At 37.3% G+C, this 19121-nt stretch carries 16 protein-coding genes; all 16 read right to left on the minus strand.

The features are described from left to right. Positions 1-20: 20 nt before the first annotated feature. The 16 genes from ymfI to FEZ13_RS07630 all read right to left on the minus strand — a co-directional run bounded on the left by ymfI (position 21) and on the right by FEZ13_RS07630 (position 18926). On the minus strand, positions 21-749 hold the full coding sequence (gene ymfI / locus FEZ13_RS07555) for an elongation factor P 5-aminopentanone reductase (RefSeq protein WP_146552077.1): 729 nt from the start codon (positions 747-749) through the stop codon (positions 21-23). Further along, on the minus strand, positions 749-2080 hold the full coding sequence (gene yfmH / locus FEZ13_RS07560; RefSeq protein ID WP_146552078.1) for an EF-P 5-aminopentanol modification-associated protein YfmH: 1332 nt from the start codon (positions 2078-2080) through the stop codon (positions 749-751). Before yfmH ends, ymfI begins: the two co-directional genes overlap by 1 nt. Beyond that, a complete protein-coding gene (gene yfmF / locus FEZ13_RS07565) occupies positions 2080-3348 on the minus strand; it encodes an EF-P 5-aminopentanol modification-associated protein YfmF (protein WP_146552079.1) in 1269 nt (422 codons plus the stop codon). Before yfmF ends, yfmH begins: the two co-directional genes overlap by 1 nt. A gap of 276 nt (positions 3349-3624) precedes the next feature. Further along, complete coding sequence (locus FEZ13_RS07570; protein ID WP_146552080.1) at positions 3625-4584, minus strand: ABC transporter permease; 960 nt, start codon at positions 4582-4584, stop codon at positions 3625-3627. A 1-nt stretch (position 4585) separates the two neighbouring features. Beyond that, positions 4586-5635: an ABC transporter permease gene (locus FEZ13_RS07575; RefSeq protein ID WP_146552081.1), complete on the minus strand. Its 1050-nt coding sequence runs from the start codon at positions 5633-5635 to the stop codon at positions 4586-4588. Beyond that, positions 5635-7173, minus strand: a complete 1539-nt coding sequence (locus FEZ13_RS07580) for an ABC transporter ATP-binding protein (RefSeq protein ID WP_146552082.1) — start codon at positions 7171-7173, stop codon at positions 5635-5637. The genes FEZ13_RS07575 and FEZ13_RS07580 overlap by 1 nt, the downstream gene beginning before the upstream one ends. A gap of 297 nt (positions 7174-7470) precedes the next feature. Continuing rightward, complete coding sequence (locus FEZ13_RS07585; RefSeq protein ID WP_146552083.1) at positions 7471-8535, minus strand: BMP family lipoprotein; 1065 nt, start codon at positions 8533-8535, stop codon at positions 7471-7473. A 61-nt stretch (positions 8536-8596) separates the two neighbouring features. Beyond that, a complete protein-coding gene (locus tag FEZ13_RS07590; RefSeq protein ID WP_146552084.1) occupies positions 8597-9325 on the minus strand; it encodes a GntR family transcriptional regulator in 729 nt (242 codons plus the stop codon). 278 nt (positions 9326-9603) lie between these two features. Next, positions 9604-11925, minus strand: coding sequence for an FtsK/SpoIIIE family DNA translocase (locus FEZ13_RS07595; RefSeq protein WP_146552085.1), 2322 nt, complete (start codon positions 11923-11925; stop codon positions 9604-9606). A 96-nt stretch (positions 11926-12021) separates the two neighbouring features. Then, positions 12022-13689 carry a ribonuclease J gene (locus FEZ13_RS07600; RefSeq protein WP_146549311.1) on the minus strand — a complete coding sequence of 556 codons (1668 nt, stop codon included), beginning with the start codon at positions 13687-13689 and terminating at the stop codon, positions 12022-12024. A 115-nt stretch (positions 13690-13804) separates the two neighbouring features. Continuing rightward, positions 13805-14689 (minus strand): 4-hydroxy-tetrahydrodipicolinate synthase, encoded by an 885-nt coding sequence (gene dapA / locus FEZ13_RS07605; RefSeq protein WP_146552086.1) that lies wholly within the window; start codon positions 14687-14689, stop codon positions 13805-13807. Between the two features lie 13 nt (positions 14690-14702). Then, positions 14703-15743, minus strand: coding sequence for an aspartate-semialdehyde dehydrogenase (locus tag FEZ13_RS07610; RefSeq protein ID WP_146552087.1), 1041 nt, complete (start codon positions 15741-15743; stop codon positions 14703-14705). 79 nt (positions 15744-15822) lie between these two features. Next, entirely contained in the window at positions 15823-16410 is a 588-nt protein-coding gene (locus FEZ13_RS07615; RefSeq protein ID WP_146552088.1) for a dipicolinate synthase subunit B, read from the minus strand. Between the two features lies 1 nt (position 16411). Then, positions 16412-17218, minus strand: coding sequence for a dipicolinate synthase (locus FEZ13_RS07620; protein ID WP_146552089.1), 807 nt, complete (start codon positions 17216-17218; stop codon positions 16412-16414). After that, positions 17215-17484, minus strand: coding sequence for a YlmC/YmxH family sporulation protein (locus FEZ13_RS07625; RefSeq protein ID WP_146549316.1), 270 nt, complete (start codon positions 17482-17484; stop codon positions 17215-17217). Before FEZ13_RS07625 ends, FEZ13_RS07620 begins: the two co-directional genes overlap by 4 nt. Positions 17485-17684: 200 nt before the next feature. Continuing rightward, positions 17685-18926, minus strand: coding sequence for a M16 family metallopeptidase (locus FEZ13_RS07630; protein WP_146552090.1), 1242 nt, complete (start codon positions 18924-18926; stop codon positions 17685-17687). Between the last annotated feature and the right edge of the window lie 195 nt (positions 18927-19121).

A 19121-nucleotide genomic window follows, 5' to 3' on the forward strand; every position in this document is an offset into this window, starting at 1 on the left:
AGTATGTGTAAAGCTCGACATTATATGTACCAACCACCATTAATTCGCAAAATCTGGCCTGTTATATAATTTGCTTTTCCAGAGTGTAAAAATGACACAAGATGTGCCACTTCTTCAGGTGTGCCAGCACGCTCTAGCGGAATTTCCGCCAATAGATCGGCCATTTCCGTTTCATTCAGATGGCTATTCATGCTGGTGTCGATAAGTCCTGGAGCGACTGCATTTACGCGGGTCCCATTAAAAGAAACTTCTTTGGCATAGGCTTTGACAAATGCGTGGATAGCACCTTTGACTGTAGAATAGAGTGTTTCACCAGCTCCTCCTGCTTCTCCCCATATGGAACCAATCATTGTAATATAACTGACAGGATGTTGACGAAGCTTAGGTGCAAGTAAAGCAATCATTTGAATGGGCGTTTGAACATGTACTTTCCAAAGTGCAGTCATTTCCTCCACCGTCGTATCTTCTACAAGTTTATACAGTGCTTGACCACTAGCAACAACAATCGCTTCTATTGAAAATACAGATTGTGCAATCGTAGTAGCCGCAGAATCTGCTGTTAAATCTGCATGAATGGTCATAAATTCTTGTTCTGGGTATGTTTGTGATAATTCTTTTATCAAATTTTGTATGACATCTGTATGATGATTGTAATGCATATAGAGAGACCAACCATTTTCCGCTAACCCACGACAAACGGCACTTCCGATTGCACCGGAAGCGCCTAATACTAAAGCAAAATTTTTCATTATGCTTTTGAACCCTCTGACTCAAAATCCGTTTTAGTACTGTCTTTTAATGGCAAAATTTTAAAGACCGTTTGTTGTGATTCACCTTGCAATGATTGAAAGGCCTGTTTGACATCTGCCAATGTTAACTCTTCAATGGCTGCAACAGAATCAAACAAATTCATATCATTAAATTTATAGCGTGTAAATTGGTTGGCAATATATTCGATGGAATTGAGAGCTCTTAAGTGAAAACCTATTCTACGACGTTTCACACGCTCTAATTCTTCTTCTCCAAATGGCCAATTTTGTTCTGTTTTTTTCAGCTGATCTTTTATAGCTTGAACAAGTTTGTCTGGCTGATGTGTGTCGGAACCGATCATAGCAAACCCAAAACCTTGCTCTAAAGAAAAATCATAGGAATAAGATTCATCGATCAATCCTTCTTCATACACTTTTGTATAAAAATCCGAAGAACGTCCAAATAAAATATCCAATGTTAAACTAATGGCAAGTTCATGCTTCAACATTTCACGACCTGATAAACTTGTTTCTTTTGCTTTAAGCCCAACAGAAACTTTTGATTTTAAAACATCCATACGTAATGAACGCTCAGGGATAGCTACCTCAGATGGTTCATTTACGCCAATGCGCTTAATAGGAGTTGGTTCTGCGAATTCTTTTTTCTTTTGGTTTTCGCGAATTACTTCTATCATTTTTTCCGGTTCTAATGCACCGATTGCAAATAGCAGCATGTTAGAAGGATGATAAAAAGTATAATAACAAGTATATAGATGTTCTGCTGTAATTTGATCAATCGACTCAACAGTACCTGCAATGTCAATTTTCACAGGGTGTTCTTTAAACATATTTTCTATCGTACCGAAGTATAAGCGCCAGTCAGGTTGATCATCATACATTGTAATTTCTTGCCCAATGATCCCTTTTTCCTTATTGACTGTTTTTTCTGTAAAGTAAGGCTCTTGTACGAAATTTAACAGTGTTTCGGTACTTTCGTAAACATGATTTGTTGCAGAAAATAGATAAGCAGTCCTTGCAAATGAAGTAAAGGCATTTGCTGATGCACCATACTCACTAAACTTTTGGAATACATCTCCATCTTCTTTTTCAAACATTTTATGTTCTAAGAAGTGTGCAATACCATCAGGAACGGTTATCGCTTGTTGTTCACCAAGTGGAATAAATGAACGGTCTACTGAACCATATTTTGTGGTAAATGTTACGAATGTTTTAGAAAATCCCTTTTTAGGTAAAATATACACTTCTAACCCATTTTCAAGCTTTTCATAATACAGTGTTTCATCTAATTGATCAAAACGAATTGTTTCCATTATTTTTCGTCCTCCATTCCACTCAAGAAATAGACGGTTTCTTTATGCAGTTGTTTAGCCATTGCTACAACATCTTCTTTTGTGACAGCTTGCCATTTTGTTTGCCATGCTTCTACATTGAAATCTTCATCCAAATCTTTATATTGGTCATAAATTTCAATTTGACCACGAGCAGAATCTAAAGCCTCTTTCAACTGGTTTTGAAGCATCGCCTTCGTTTGTGTCATTTCCAAATCTGTTATTTCGCCTTGTTGCATAGCCAATAACTGTTCATCAATTAATTGTAGCGTTCTCTTTTCATTTTCTACATCAATCCCAGACATCACATAAACTAAACCATATTGTGCTGAGTATGAACTAGAACAATAATAAGCCATACTTTCCTTTTCTCGAACATTCATAAACAATTTAGAATGAGGATATCCCCCAAAAATGCCATTAAAGATCTGCATCTTCGGAAAATCTGCATCTTTAAAGAATACAGGTGTAGAGAAGCCGATATGCAGTTTTCCCTGTTTCATGTCTTGTTTTTCTTTGACATAAGTATCTGTTGGTTGAATTTTCGGTATTTCAGTGATTGCTAATGATGATTTTCGATCACCAAATGGTAATGCTTTTTTTAACTCTTCAACCATTTTTGTTTCATCAATATCTCCGACCACATAGATATCAACCACATCTTCTGCAAGCGTGCGTTGATATGTATCTGTAAGGGATTGTGGTGTAATCGCCTCAACATCTGGAATTGTACCATTTGCAGAAATAGATGCTGGATGATTGGGAGCTAAAATTTTTGTTAAACGATTTTGTGCATAGCGTGATTTATCGTCAAAAATGGATTGGATACGTTCTTTGACCATTTCTTTTTCACGGGCAACGATATTTTCCTTAAAAGTCCCATTCTCGAAGTTTGGCTCAAATAGTACTGTATGCATAAGCTCTAATACTTTGCTCAATACATCACTATTTTTTAAGTATTGGTCATTGACCGTTTCAACATTTAATATGACAACATGTTCATTTCCTTTTTTGCTTGTATCTAAATATAAAACGGTTCCATATAAATCATCTAAATACATACGCATACTAGCAGTAGATGGGAATTGGGCATTACTATGTTGCAAAACATTGGTTAAAACGGTTCTTTCTGCTGCCTCCTCTACCTTCAATGGTCTTCTTAATTTCAAAGAAAAATTCACTGTTTTAAATTGATCAGTGACTCTTGTATGAATATGAACGTCTTTGGCTACTTCAAAAGTGTTAAACATTCAAATCCCTCCTATCTACTTAATATAACAAACCATTACTCCAACTATACATGGCAATTGAATAAAATTGCAACTAATGTAAAAGGAGGTTATGAGCATATTGTTTCTTTTATGAAATAAAAATGCTGATTTTCACCATATTTTTAAAGGCGAACAAATACTTCAAATTACTTTTCCTAGATTTTTAGTAAAAGTTTGTTATAGTGAATACCTGTTCATAACACCGTAACACGATAAAAAAGGCTGGGGGAGAGCCCAGCCTCTTACTAAAAGTTATTATCGCTTTCCTTTAATATATGGGGTACCAGATGCTCTAGGCGCTCTCGCTTTCCCGATAAATCCAGCTAAAGCTAAGATTGTTAAAACATAAGGTAAGATTAACAAAATAACTTCAGGTACATCTTTGATAACAGGAATGGAAGCCCCTACGATACTTAAAGATTGAGCAAAACCAAAGAATAGGGCTGCTCCCATAGCACCTAGAGGATGCCATTTACCGAAAATCATTGCGGCAATGGCGATAAAACCTTGCCCACTGATCGTACTTTGACTGAAATTACCTGCAATTGCCTGTGCATAAATGGCGCCACCGATCCCGCCAAGTGCGCCTGAAATCATAACTGCTATATAACGCATTTTCGTCACATTAACACCCATTGTATCAGCTGCCATAGGATGCTCTCCTACTGCACGCAAACGTAGACCAAATGGTGTTTTATAAATAATAAACCAAGCTACAAATGCAATCATGATGGCTAAAATAGATGTAGCATAAACATCTGTGAAGAACATTTTCCCTAAAATCGGAACACTCTTTAAACCTGGAATATCGAACCGTGAAAAACGTTCTGAAATGGAATCCGTTTGTCCTTTATCATATAACATTTTAACGGCAAAGACAGCTACTGCTAAACCCAACATATTAAGAGCGACACCAGCCACTGTTTGATCAGCTCGGAATGATACAGCCGCTACAGCCAAGAATAGGGAGAACACAATCCCTGTAAGCATTGCCACTAATAAAGCGATCCAAGGTGTCCATGTGCCAAGCGAATCTGCAAAAGTTAAGTTAAAGACGATACTACTGAAGGCACCCATAATCATGACACCTTCAAGACCGATGTTCACAACACCTGATCGTTCTGTGAATACGCCACCTATTGCAGTCATTATTAATGGCGCAGCATAGAAAATGGCAGAAGGAATAATGAAATATAACACTTCTAAAAAGCTCATATTATTTTTCCTCCTTTTTCTTCTTGCTTAAACGTTCAAGTGTTACACGAATGATATAACCCGATGCGACAAAGAAAATAATCAATGCCGTGACGATTGATACAATTTCCATTGGGATACCAGCTTCGTTTGGCATATTTAAACCACCGTTTTTTAGTGATCCAAAAAGGATGGCTCCAAGTAACACACCAAAGGGTTGGTTGGCTCCAAGTAATGCAACGGCGATACCATCAAAACCAATACCTGTAAAGCCCGTCAATTTTGAAATATTACCAAAAGTACCTAACGCCTCCATTGCACCGCCTAGACCAGCGAATATCCCTGAAATAACCATCGCTAAAATAATATTTTTTCCTACATTCATTCCCGCATATTCAGATGCATTCTGGTTAAATCCAACAGCCTTCAATTCAAAACCGCGAGTTGTTTTTTCTAATAAGAACCACATGACAAATACGGCAATAATGGCAACGAAGATCCCCCAGTGCAATCGTGAATAATCTGTAATAGATTCTAAAAATGGTGAACGTAATGATGCAGATTCGTGGATTTTTTCTGTCTTCTCAGCACCATCAGATAATGTAGCGATTGATGCATTGACAACATGTAATGCAATATAGTTCATCATAATTGTAACGATTACTTCATGTACTTGTAATTTTGCTTTTAACAAGCCCGGGACAAATGCCCATAATCCACCTGCTACAGCGGCTGCTAATAATGCTAGTGGGATATGAATAATCTTAGGTAGATCAAATGCATAACCGACATAAGCTGCTGCAAGCCACCCTACAATCAGCTGCCCCTCTACCCCAATATTAAATAAGCCTGTCCGAAATGCAAAAGCTACAGCTAAACCAGCAAAAATATAGGGCGTAATTTGGCGAATCGTTTCACCCAAGTTATAGCTATCCCCAAAGACTCCATTCCACAAGGCAATATAACCATCTATTGGACTAAAACCACTTAGGGACATGACGATTGCCCCTACAATGAGCCCTAACAAGATGGATATAAGGGGAACCAGAATATTTGTCATATGTTTAGACACTATTCGTCACCTACCTTTTTTTGATCATGATGCAATGATTGTCCAGCCATTAATAAACCCAATTCTTGTTCATTTGTTTCAGATGGTTTAACGATATCAATAATAGAGCCATCATGGATAACTGCTATACGATCAGATACATTCATAACCTCATCTAACTCAAAAGATATAAGTAAAACAGCTTTTCCTTTATCACGCTGTTCAATCAAACGCTTGTGGATAAACTCAATAGCTCCAACATCTAAACCGCGTGTTGGTAATGCAGCTATTAACAAGTCTGGATCACGATCAATTTCACGACCAATAATGGCTTTTTGTTGGTTCCCACCTGACAGTGCACGTGCGAGAGTCATCTCGTTCGGTGTGCGCACATCAAATTCTGTGATAATTCTTTTGGCAATTTCATTTACCTTTTTATAATCAATAATCCCCGCCTTAGAGATCGGCTTTTGATAATAAGTTTGTAAAACGATGTTGTGTCCAATAGGAAAGTCTAATACAAGTCCATGTTTATGGCGGTCTTGCGGAATATGTCCGATGCCTGATTCCATGATTTTACGAGGTTTCAACCCAGTAATATTTTTCCCCTTTAAAGTGACTGTGCCTTGTTTCACTTTGCGAAGACCCGTTATGGCTTCGACCAATTCGGATTGACCATTGCCATCAATTCCAGCAATCCCAACAATTTCTCCAGCTCGGACAGTAAGATTTAGTCTCTTCACTTTGTCGATACCGCGGTTGTCTGCAACAGTTAAATTCTCGATATTTAAAACGATATCGGTTGGACGTGCTTGTTGTTTTTCTGTTTTAAATACAACTTGTCTGCCAACCATCATTTCAGCCAATTGATCTGGGTTTGTATCTGCTGTAACAACTGTGCCGATTCCTTTCCCTTTACGAATGATCGTGACACGATCTGAAACTTCCATGATTTCTTTTAATTTATGTGTTATCAAAATAATGGATTTGCCCTCATCAATAAGACGTTTCATAATCTGCATTAATTCTGTAATTTCTTGAGGTGTCAATGATGCTGTCGGTTCATCAAAAATTAAAATATCAGCCCCGCGGTATAATGTTTTTAGTATTTCAACACGTTGTTGCATACCGACCGAGATATCTTCGATTTTTGCATTTGCATCGACATTTAAACCATATTTTTCAGATAATACCTGTACTTTTTTGGCTGCATCTCGAATATTGACCAAACCCATTTTAGTTGGCTCATTACCCAAAATGATATTTTCCGTCACCGTAAAATTTTCAACTAGCATAAAATGCTGATGCACCATTCCAATACCAAAATCATTGGCTTTATTGGGATCGGAAATTTTAACTTCCTTGCCATGGACTTTGATAGTTCCTGCCTCTGGTTGGTATAGGCCAAATAGCACATTCATTAGTGTCGATTTTCCCGCACCATTTTCTCCTAATAATGCATGAATCTCACCTTTTTTTAGCTGAAGGGTAATGTTATCATTTGCTACAAAATCGCCAAATTGTTTGCGAATGCCAAGCATCTCTATCACATAATCCAATGTGTTCACTCCCTAGGACACTATAAATTTATGATTGTCATTAATAAATTAACAAAAGTTTAAAAAATTAACACAAGAAAGGATTTAAAGAATAAAGACGCATGATTCAAACTATCTTATTATTCTATAAATAACGTGAAACTCTCCTTAGATTTTAAGACGCCGTAAAATCTACTTTTGATGTTTAAAAAAAAGAATCATCTTCAAATCTTCAAATACCTTCATCTATTAATTTTTTCATAGTTAAAACAGCATAAAGACCAGAAAAACTGGCCTTTATGACAAACAATGGTACTATTATTTTTTGGTTGGTTGTTCGGGAACTTTAATATCACCATTGATAATTTTTTCTTTATATTCATCAATTTTCTTTTGTGTATCACTAGTGATTGCACCATGTGAGTCAGCTAAATCAACCCCATTATCCTTCAAACCAAAAGTAATGGTTTTACCACCAGGGAATTTACCATCTTTTGTTTGTTTGGAAATATCTTGTGCAGCAATATCGACACGTTTTAATACAGAAGTTAAAGTGACATTTGTTTTATCATCTACTTTACCTTCATCATATTGGTCACGGTCAACACCAATTACCCATACATCGGCCTTTGGATCTTTTTTCTTACGTTCTTTAGCTTCAGTAAATAACCCTTTACCTACTCCACCTGCTGCATGGAAAACAATATCAGCACCTGAGTCATACATACGTTTAGCAATTGCTTGACCTTTGGCTGCATCTGTAAACGATCCTGCATATTGAACATCAACTTTAACTTTTGGATTTGCTTCTTTAGCCCCTGCTACAAAACCCGCTTCGAATCCACCAACAATATCGCCTTCCATACCACCAATGAAACCAATTTTACCAGTTTTAGATTGTAAAGCTGCTGCAACTCCTGCTAAGTATGAAGCTTCATTTGCTTTGAACATAATAGAAGCAACATTGTCCTGTCCTTCAACAACTGAATCAATAATCGCAATTTTAGCATCTTTTTGTTGCTTAGCTACTTCAGCAACTGAATCGTGCAGATTATAACCAACTGCAAATACTAAATCAAAATTACGGCGAATTAAACTATTCAAATTGGTGTTATAATCACTTTCAGATGAAGACTGTAAATAATCATAACCGCCATTCCCCTTAGATAATCCATTATCTTTACCAAATTGTTCTAATCCTTCCCAAGTGGATTGGTTAAATGAACGGTCATCAATACCGCCAATATCAGTTACCATCCCTACTGAGAATGAGTCCTTGTTATTTTTCTTTGAATCACCAGCATTGTCATTCCCACATGCAGCTAGTAAAGTCCCAGAAGCTAAAAGTGCAGAAAGAGCTAAACCAATTTTACGCTTTTTCACTTGAAATCCCCCTAAAAAGTAAAGTTAATTGTACATTCGATAAGCAGGAATGAGTATGGTTTTATACACGTTTTCTCACTACATGGAAGCTGAACTTGTCGGCTCTAAAATAGTTTCGTGAATAAAGTACCACACGATCTTTATCATCATAATGGAGCTGTTTTAATACTAATAGGGCTGTTTCCCGCCCACATTGTAAGATTGGAGAAACTTGATTGTGATAACCAATTGGATCAATAAATGTAACAGCATATGCAACATGTATATCTCCTGATTCCTCTAGAGCTGAGAAAATAGAAGGATCATGTCGAAACAAGAAATCTGCTGGTAAATACTTCGCAGGTACTTGATCCACACAATACACTACTGGTTCTCCGTCTGCTGTACGCACACGTTCAATCGTTATTAAAGGTTCATCTTCATCACATTGAAAGCGTTTTATATCTTCATCATTTGGAAGTTGCTCAGTTGAACTTAAATAGTTTGTACCAGGCTCCATTCCCGCTTCCTCAATCATTGAGGAGATACTTGAAAGTTGTTCAATCCCTGATGTAAATAGAGGTTTTGGATTTACAAAAGTTCCTACACCATGTCTTCGAACAATGATATTTTCTTCTTCCAACAATCTTAGTGCTTCACGAAGTGTTGCACGACTAACACCAAGTGACTTCGATAATTCAAATTCTGAAGGCAGTTTTTCATTTTCTTTGTAAACACCTTGCTCTATATCTGCCTTTATATGATCAATCACTTGAAGATAGAGATGACGATGATCAGATTTTATTGTCATATAAATCACCACCAGAAATCAGAGATCAGACATCAGACGTAAAACATTCCTACTAATCAGACATTACTATACCATTTTTTTTAGGGAAATAAATATTTTTTACAAAAACTGTGCTAAAACAGATAAAATTTTATATCATTTACCTTGTTTTAGATAACAAAAAGCAAATATTAAAGTTGAACCAATCAGATTGCTATAGACAGTTGTTCTCTCACCTTTCCTCCTGTTTTGCGGAAGGATTGCGATGTGAGAACATATTGCTTGTCCAAGCAGGGCAATTATTTGCCGATCAAAACTTCTCTAGGTTTGCTCTTTTCAGCCGGCCCTACAATTCCTCTTTCTTCCATTTGATCCATAATACGAGCAGCTCTAGCGTAACCTATTTTTAGCTTTCTTTGAAGAAATGACACCGATGCGGTATCTTGAGCTGAAACCAATTGTACGGCTTCTTCATAAAGTTCATCTGTATCATCTAAACTTGGAATTTCTTCCTCATCAGTTGGGATCATTTCTTCTTGGTATTGCGCTTTTTGTTGTGCTATAACAAAATCGACAATCTTCTCCACTTCTTGATCTGAAACAAATGCCCCCTGAACACGTACGGGTTTTGATTCACCTGCAGGTAAAAAGAGCATATCTCCTCTTCCAAGTAAACGCTCAGCACCGCTCATATCTAGTATTGTACGCGAATCAATGGCAGATGATACGGCAAAAGCAATTCTTGACGGGATATTGGCCTTGATGATCCCTGTAATAACATCGACACTCGGTCTTTGTGTAGCAATGATCAAGTGTATACCTGCCGCACGGGCCATTTGTGCGAGACGAGTGATCGAATCTTCCACATCGCTTGAAGCCACCATCATCAAATCTGCTAATTCATCTACAATAACTACGATAAATGGCATTTTAGGGTGCTTTTCACCGTTTTCTTCATTAAATTTATCGATATGGTCGTTATATCCTTCTATGTTTCGAGTACCTGTATGGGAAAACAAATCATAGCGCCTTTCCATCTCAGCAACTACTTTTTTCAACGCTTGTGACGCTTTACGTGCATCCGTCACAACAGGTGCTAGCAAATGAGGGATACCATTATAAACATTCAATTCTACCATTTTCGGGTCAATCATCATCATCTTGACTTCATGCGGTTTTGCTCTCATCAATAGGCTAATAATAATGCCATTAATACAAACTGATTTACCACTACCCGTTGAACCAGCTACCAGTAAATGTGGCATTTTGTTCAATTTTGCAAGTTTTGCCTCTCCAGTAATATCTCTTCCTAAACCAATCAATAATTTTTCATCTGGTTTATTGTTTTGTTTCGATTCTAACACTTCACGTAAACTGACAATCGCAACTTCTTTATTTGGTACTTCAATTCCTACGGCAGATTTGCCTGGAATTGGTGCTTCAATTCGAATATCTTTTGCTGCAAGTGCTAATGCCAAATCATCTTGTAAACCAACGATCTTACTAACTTTTACGCCTCGATCAGGCAATACTTCATATTCCGTCACAGCTGGACCAAGATGTACTTGCGTTACGGTCGCTTTGACACCAAATGATTGAAAAGTTTGCTCCAGCTTACGAGCATTCCCTTGGATTAACTCAAACTCACCACTTTGGTCAGTATGCGGTGGTAATTTCAAATTATTCATAGATGGTAATTGATATGCCTCATTTTCTACTACATCAGACGTATCGATCGATGGATGATCTATTTCTTGTGGCAAACTTTCATCATGCATGACGGTCAATTCGGGTTCAGTTCGATCTTGCTGAACTCTTTGTGTAAAGGCAGAAATAATGGGTTCTTTTCTCTCTTCTACTACTGGCTCGATTGCAGTTGCTGCATGATGTTCCTCATCGTGAGTAGGTAATTCTGAATCCGCTTTTTTTCTATTTTTACGAGTATTTTCTTTTTTCTTTTTAGCTTCCTTTCGCCGACTGGAAGTACCTGAATGGCCTTTTATTTGTAAAACGGTATTCTTGATAATCGGCCATTTACTCACTAAATATGGCAACAGTGCTTTCCCGGAAATTAACACGATCCCGATTAGTACCATTAACCACCCAGCTATATTTGCCCCTGCAGAGTCGAATAAGGCATAAAAACAGGCGAATAGTAACGCACCTATCATTCCGCCGCCTAATGCATGACTATGTTCTTTAATGCCTCCACTTGTCACTAAAATTCGCCAAGTTTCTTTTAAAACAGAATTACTTTGTACGGCATTTCCTTCATACAATTGTTCAAACAGTGCAATATGGCTAAATAAAGTTAGTCCACCAGTAATCAACAAACTACCTATGATTAAACGATGTCTTAAATTTGGTACAGTTCTTTTTAACATTAATAATAATGCGCTTACTACCAATAAAAATGGAACAATGACTGCCCAGTTTCCAAATAAAAATAGGGATAAGGCTTGTAGTAATCTTCCCACAATGCCATATTCAAAAAATATGATGATCGCAAATCCAATCAAAATTAAACCAACAATTTCATACATCAACTTTGGCGAATCTTTTTTTGTCTTTGATGTCGAAGTTTTTTTTGACTTAGCTGTCCCCTTTTTGGCTGTTGTCATGCCTCCACCTACTTTCTTTCATCCATTATGTATTGAAAGGAAAAAGGATTTCCTACCATAAGAGAGGTTAGGAAATCCTTTTTGTTCGCTTACATATTAATATTCCATAATAATCGGGATAATCATTGGTCTGCGCTTTGTTTGTTGGAATAAATACGAATTAAGCGTGTCACGGATTTCTTGTTTTATATTTGTCCATTCATATGAGCCTTTATTCACATATTTTTCGACAACTTCTTTTACTAAATTAGAGGCTTCACTTAATAACTCTTCAGATTCTCTTACATATACAAATCCACGAGATAAAATTTCTGGACCTGAAGCAATTTTCTTCAATTGACGGTTAATGGTCACAACGACGATGAAAATACCATCTTGACTGAGTAATTTACGATCACGTAAAACAATATTGCCGACATCTCCAACACCTATACCATCAATAAGGATATTTCCTGCGGTTACCCGTCCACTCATACGCATTTTGCCATCTTTATATTCGACGATATCCCCTTTATCGGCAATAAAGATTTGGGACTTAGACAAACCTGTTTGTTGTGCCAATTTGGAGTGTGCAATAAGCATACGATATTCCCCTTGAATAGGGATAAAATATTTTGGTTTCATAAGATTCAACATCAATTTCAAATCTTCTTGAGCACCGTGTCCTGATACATGAACCTTTGTATCTGCTGATAAAACTTTTGCCCCTAATTTAGCGAGACTATTCATCGCATCTGCAATTTGAAGTTCCATACCTGGTGACGGTGTAAATGTTATTAAAACAGTATCTGTAGACTTAATACGGATATCACGGTGGTGTTTGCGGATAATTTTTTCTAATCCTTCTAGTGGTTCACCTTGGTTACCAGTAATAATCGCTACAATTTCTTCATCTGGATAGTCATTTATTTTATTGCTAGGAATCACTTGCTCTGAATCTACAGAAAGATACCCTAAACGCATACCAATTTCAAATACATGCTCTAAACTGCGGCCGACAACCGCGATTTTTCGACCTGCAGCTGACGCTTGGTCAAATACTTGTTGAATCCGAATAAAGTTCGATGCATAAAGTGCAACCAAAATTCTTCCTTCAGCTTGATGGAATGTTTTGGCTAACCTTTCACGTACAACATTTTCAGGTATAGTATATCCTGGTCGTTCAGCTTCCGTAGAATCAGACATCAAGATAAATACGCCTTCTTCGCCTAAATTAGCCATTTTCGCAATGTCTGGCTTGTATTTTCCTTGAGCTGATTGGTCGAATTTAAACTCACCAGTGTGGACAATAGCACCTTCTGAAGTATGGAAAGCAATACCTAATGAATCTGGAATACTATGAGTCGTATGGAAAAACGTCACATAGGTCGATTGAAAATTCATACGACTCTTGCTTGTCACTTCAAAAAATTTAACAGGATATGGTGCAGGTAAATCTTTTAAATGCTCTTTTGCTAATGCAATGGTTAATTTAGAGCCATAAACTGGCGCGTTTACTTTTTGCAAAAGAAATGCTACTGAACCAATCGCATCTTCATGTCCATGTGTTAGAAAAATTCCTTTCACACGGGATTTGTTTTCCTCCAAGTACGTCATATCAGGAATAACGTAATCTATTCCTAACATTTCATCCTCGGGAAACATAAGTCCACTATCAACGACAAATAGCTCCTCATCGATTTCAACGACATACATAGCTTTGCCGATTTCACTAACGCCACCTAGTGGAATGACGCGAATAACTTCATTTTTTGTTTTTACCACTTGTTTTCCTCCTAAAATAATCCCGAACACAAACCACTTACTCCCATTATATAGATAGTTGTGAGTTTTCACAAACAAAAAAAGAATGGGCAAACGTTACCCATTCAAAAAATTTTTAAATTTGCTTTTTTTCGTATTCTTGCCATACATCATCGAATGCTGATTTTTCTTCATCTGTCAGCAATGTAATGGGGGATCTAACGTATTCCGAGCCAATCCCCAATTTCGTTAATGCGTATTTGACAGTTGAAGGATTAGGTGTTGCAAATAACGCACGAATTAATGGTAATAATGCTTGATGAATGGAAGCGGCCTCCTTATGACGACCTTCTTTAAACGCTTTGACCATTTTTTGCATATCATTACCGACCACATGTGCAGCAACTGAAACAACACCTGCACCGCCGATCGAAAGCAGTGGTAACGTCAAGCCGTCATCCCCCGAATATACTGTAAAACCATCAGGAGCCCCAGCTAGTATTTCCGTCATTTGATCTAAGTTCCCACTTGCTTCTTTTACAATCTGGATATTCGGAATTTTACTAAGCTGTAAAACGGTTTGTGGCTGGATATTTACAATCGAACGCCCCGGAATATTATACAGCATGATCGGCAATGTAGTTGACTGCGCAATAGCTGCAAAATGCTTATACATACCTCGTTGGCTCGGTTTGTTGTAATATGGTGCAACTAACATAATTCCGTCAGCACCAGCAGCTTCTGCCTCTTTTGTTAAATCAATGGATGCTTGTGTATTATTGCTGCCTGTTCCTGCAATCACTGTAACTCTATTATGAACTGTTTTAACAACAAAACGGATGAGAGCTACTTTTTCATCATGTGATAATGTAGGTGACTCACCTGTAGTACCACAGACTACTATTGAATCTGTTCCGTTTGCGATTAAATGTTCAACAACATCTGAAACCATCTCAAAATGAATGGATCCATCTTCACGGAACGGTGTAATCATCGCAGTAGCAATACTACCAATATTCACTTATTTTGCCTCCTTAGATTAATCCGTCTTCAATCATTCTTTCGGCAATTTGAATAGAGTTTAATGCTGCACCTTTTAATAAATTATCTGAAACAACCCATAGATGAAACGCATTATCTTTTGCTAAATCTTTGCGAATACGTCCTACAAATACTTCATCTTCGCCTTCAGTATAAATAGGCATTGGATATTCTTGAGCTGTTATATCATCTTGCACGATAACGCCAGGTGCTTGTTGTAAGACTTTTTTAATATCTTCAACTGTAACACCAGCTTGATCTATTTCGATATAAACAGATTCAGAATGCCCTGCCACTACTGGTACACGTACACAAGTTGCAGCAACAGGGAGATCTGGCGCATGCATGATTTTTTTCGTTTCATTGATCATTTTCATCTCTTCATATGTGAAACCATTTTCTGTGAACACATCAATTTGCGGAATGACATTACGAGCGATTGGATAATGTTTTTTATCCCCTTTTACAGGTAAAATATGTGCTTCTACATCTTTTGGATGATCAAATTGTAAGCTTTGTTCTTTTAATTCATTGATTGCACTTATCCCTGATCCTGACACAGCTTGATATGTAGAAACGATTAAGTTATTCAACCCAAATGCTTGGCGGATTGGTTCTAATGCTGCAACCATTTGAATAGTTGAACAGTTTGGATTTGCAATAATTCCTTTGTGTTTTGCTATATCTTGTGGATTTACTTCTGGAACAACTAAAGGAACCTCTGGATCCATACGAAATGCACTTGTATTATCAATCACAACTGCGCCACGTTCTGCTGCAGCTGGTGCTAACGCTTTAGAAACTGAACCTCCTGCGCTAAATAATGCAATATCTACTCCTTCAAAAGCCTCTGGAGTAGCCTCTTCTATCGTGTATGTTTGACCATTAAATGTAATGTCTTTGCCAGCAGAACGTTTTGAAGCGAGTAGCTTTAGTTTTCCAACCGGAAATTCACGCTTTGCAAGCTGCTCCATCATCTTTGTTCCTACTGCTCCTGTAGCGCCTACTACTGCTACTGTATATTCTTTAGTCATCATACATCTCTCCTCAACGATTCATTCGATAATGGCGCTATTGTACCATAATTCGCAAAAAATTCATATAATAATTTCATTATTTAGTATATTGAATTAATAAAGGCTGCAATTGTTTCTTTTCCAAAGCCGCTTCAATTGTAGCTGTTAACTGCGGAAAATCAGAAATTAGAGAATTTGGCTTATTGATCGGATCATCTTGCCCAAATGGTATAAAAAAGATATTTTTTGTATTTAATAATCTCATGACATTTACTCCATTTAAGCCAAGCGCGTCATTTGTAGAAATTCCTAAGACGACTGGACTGCCATTACGTAAAGTCGCTTTTGCCGCCATCAATACAGGTGAATCCGTCGAGGCATTTGCAAATTTGCTAATGGAGTTGCCTGTCATAGGGGCAATGACCATACAGTCTAATGGATTAGAAGGACCAAAAGGTTCCGCTTCTACTATACTTTTAATAATTTTATGGCCAGCCAATGTTTCAATTTTTTCAGTCCACTCTTCACCCGTACCAAAGCGAGTAGCGGCCGTCAGCACCGAATTTGTTATAATCGGCACTACTGTTGCCCCTTGCTCAGTTAGAGAGGAAATTTTAGGTATAACATCTGCGTAAGTACAGTGTGAGGCAGTGATGCCAAATCCTATGCGTTTTCCCTTTAACATATCATTCCTCCCCTAGTTCATTATTTTTTCGTATAATAATTTGTGCCAGTAAATCAGCTGCATCCTGTGGAAAATACTTTCCAGGCAAGCCCGGGAGTAAATAATAGCTGAGTTGTTCATTACTTTTCACATTTAAACAGCCCGGTGCCGATGCCACATCGAATATTTTGGTTTCTTGATCTAATAATTGATAAAATTCATCCGTAAGCCATTTATTGGGGATTGTATTGATCAAATAATAAGATTCTTTTATATTTTTAGGAATCAGTTGCGAGGCAACATACCCGTATGCAATGGCTTCTTGGATTTGACTATTTGAGCGCGCTAATATGTGCACATTTGCCCCTAATTTGTGCAGCATATAGGCAAGCATTTTCGCCACCCTTCCAAATCCTGTAATATAAAAAGATTTTCCATAAACAGAAGCAGATTCAAGCTCATAAAATGCACATAGCATTCCTTCTGAAGTTAATCTTGCATTGAGCCAGATATAAGATTCATCCTGTAAATAATAGATGACATGATCTTCTTTTAAAGATCGAAGTTCTTGCTGCAAACTTTGATTGCTTTTCCCAACGAATATGGCCGTATCATCAGACAATGATTCAAAAGCAGATTTAGGCAAATCAACAGCATGAATGGGCAAAACAATTCTTTGAGGTTTTTCAGTGACAATAATCTGTTGGACCTCATCATTCCAGTTGTCCGTATACTTATAAATGACATTTTCAAAATCCAACGAAAGGCGTAATGCTAATTCTTTAAAGCGTAAGTCTTTTCCTAAAATTAGCCACGTTTCTTTAGTCATTTTATATACCCCGATGTTAAAGGTTGCGTCTTTTTAAATAAAATACGATCTTCTCCAATCAGTGAAATTTCAGTCCATGGAATGAATGATTGCATCTTTGTATCTTTTGGTTTAAAAGGCAAACGAACACCTTTATGAACCAATTCAAAGCCATAAATTTGCCCTGTTTTAGCATCCAGTAAACATTCCGTTTCCGCCAGTAGCCCACAGCGTACCCCATCTTTTATCTGAATTAACTCTTTGCTAGCAAGTTCCGATAAGAGCATTCAATCCCTCCTTTTTTCCCGTATTAACAGTGTATGAAGCCTAAGCTTTTCCTGTGCATAAAAAAGCAAAGAGATCATCAAGCAAATCCTATGCTCGATTTGCTTGCTAATCTCTCCTACTCGTTACTTCCATTTTAAAGCGGAGCCTATGCTGTCCCCTATGGAATAAAAAATGAAAAAAGTGGCGCAAAAGTCGTCTATTAACGACTTTCAACGCCACCTTTAGCAGGTTGAATAACAGATTTGGCATATGGTTTTGTTAGCAACATTTGAATGACTCGATTTACATTTTCTTCATCTACAGCATGTAATTCTTGTAATGTTTGTTCTACCGTTCTTTCTCTCCCATACAAGAGTTCATTTTTGGCATTGCGATTCATAAAATCGTTCGATGTTTCAAGCCCTAATAATAGATTACTCTCCAATTGTTCTTTTGCATACTGTATTTCGATTGAGGATACACCATCATTCACCATTTGTTCAGTGATTTGAAGAATCGTTTCTTCAAGCATCGTAAGTTTTTCTGGTGATGTGCCTCCATATATCATAAAGGCTCCCGCATATTCATAGGCAGTATAATAAGAAAAAATAGAATATGCTAATGCCTGCTCCTCTCGAACCTGCTGAAATAATCTGGAGGATGTCGTATCTCCTAAAATATTATTCACAACAAGCAAGCTCATTAAATCCGGATCTTTAATGGTTAATCCTTCATATCCAATAGCTAAATGTGCTTGTTCCGTATTACTTTCTTTTGTCGTTTGTCCCGGTAAAAACTTGGGTATTGTTTGAATGATTTTAGAATGATGATTCGTGTTGTTAAATTGATCGAATAATTCAATGATCTTATGAATCAATCGGTCTGTTATATTTCCAGCAACTGAAACGACAACTTGATCTGGTGTGTAGTGTTCATACATATATGTTTCAATTTTATCTTTTGTAAAAGTTTCTAAAGTTTCTTCTGTCCCAAGGATAGGTGCCCCCATTGGATGATGGGGATACATGGCACTCCATAGCCGCTCATCTACATCATCATCAGGCGTATCTTCTACCATAGACATTTCTTCAAAAATAACTTGGCGTTCTTTTTCAATGTCAGCCTCGGCAAATGTCGAATGGAAGAACATATCCGTCAATAGAGTAATAGCTTCCTCTGCATGATGATCTAATGTTATAGCATAATAACAGGTGTTTTCTTTAGAGGTAAATGCATTTAATTGTCCTCCAATCCGATCGAAAGATTCTGCAATTTCTTTCGCGGTCCTACTATGCGTCCCCTTAAATAGCATATGTTCGATAAAATGTGTAAGCCCGTTTTCTTCGGGTCTTTCATTTCCTGAACCAACATTGACCCAAATGCCCATAGCAACTGAACGCACATAAGGCAATTTTTCTGTCAATATTCGTACACCATTTGGACATTTATACTTTGTAACCAAATAATTTCCCCCTTATGTAAAAAGAGGCTGCCATTAAATTCACAGGCAACCTCGTGATTTCGAAAATTATCTTCATAATCCTCTACATTCAAAACATAATCATGTTAGCAAGCATGTTTCGCTTTTATTGCTGCACGTACCAGAGTTCCCTCGAGGTCACTTCAATCCCGCTATTTGAAAATTGAAAAGACACTC

The sequence above is a fragment of the Rummeliibacillus sp. SL167 genome, assembly GCF_007896505.1.
In the GTDB taxonomy this organism is placed as follows: domain Bacteria; phylum Bacillota; class Bacilli; order Bacillales_A; family Planococcaceae; genus Rummeliibacillus; species Rummeliibacillus suwonensis.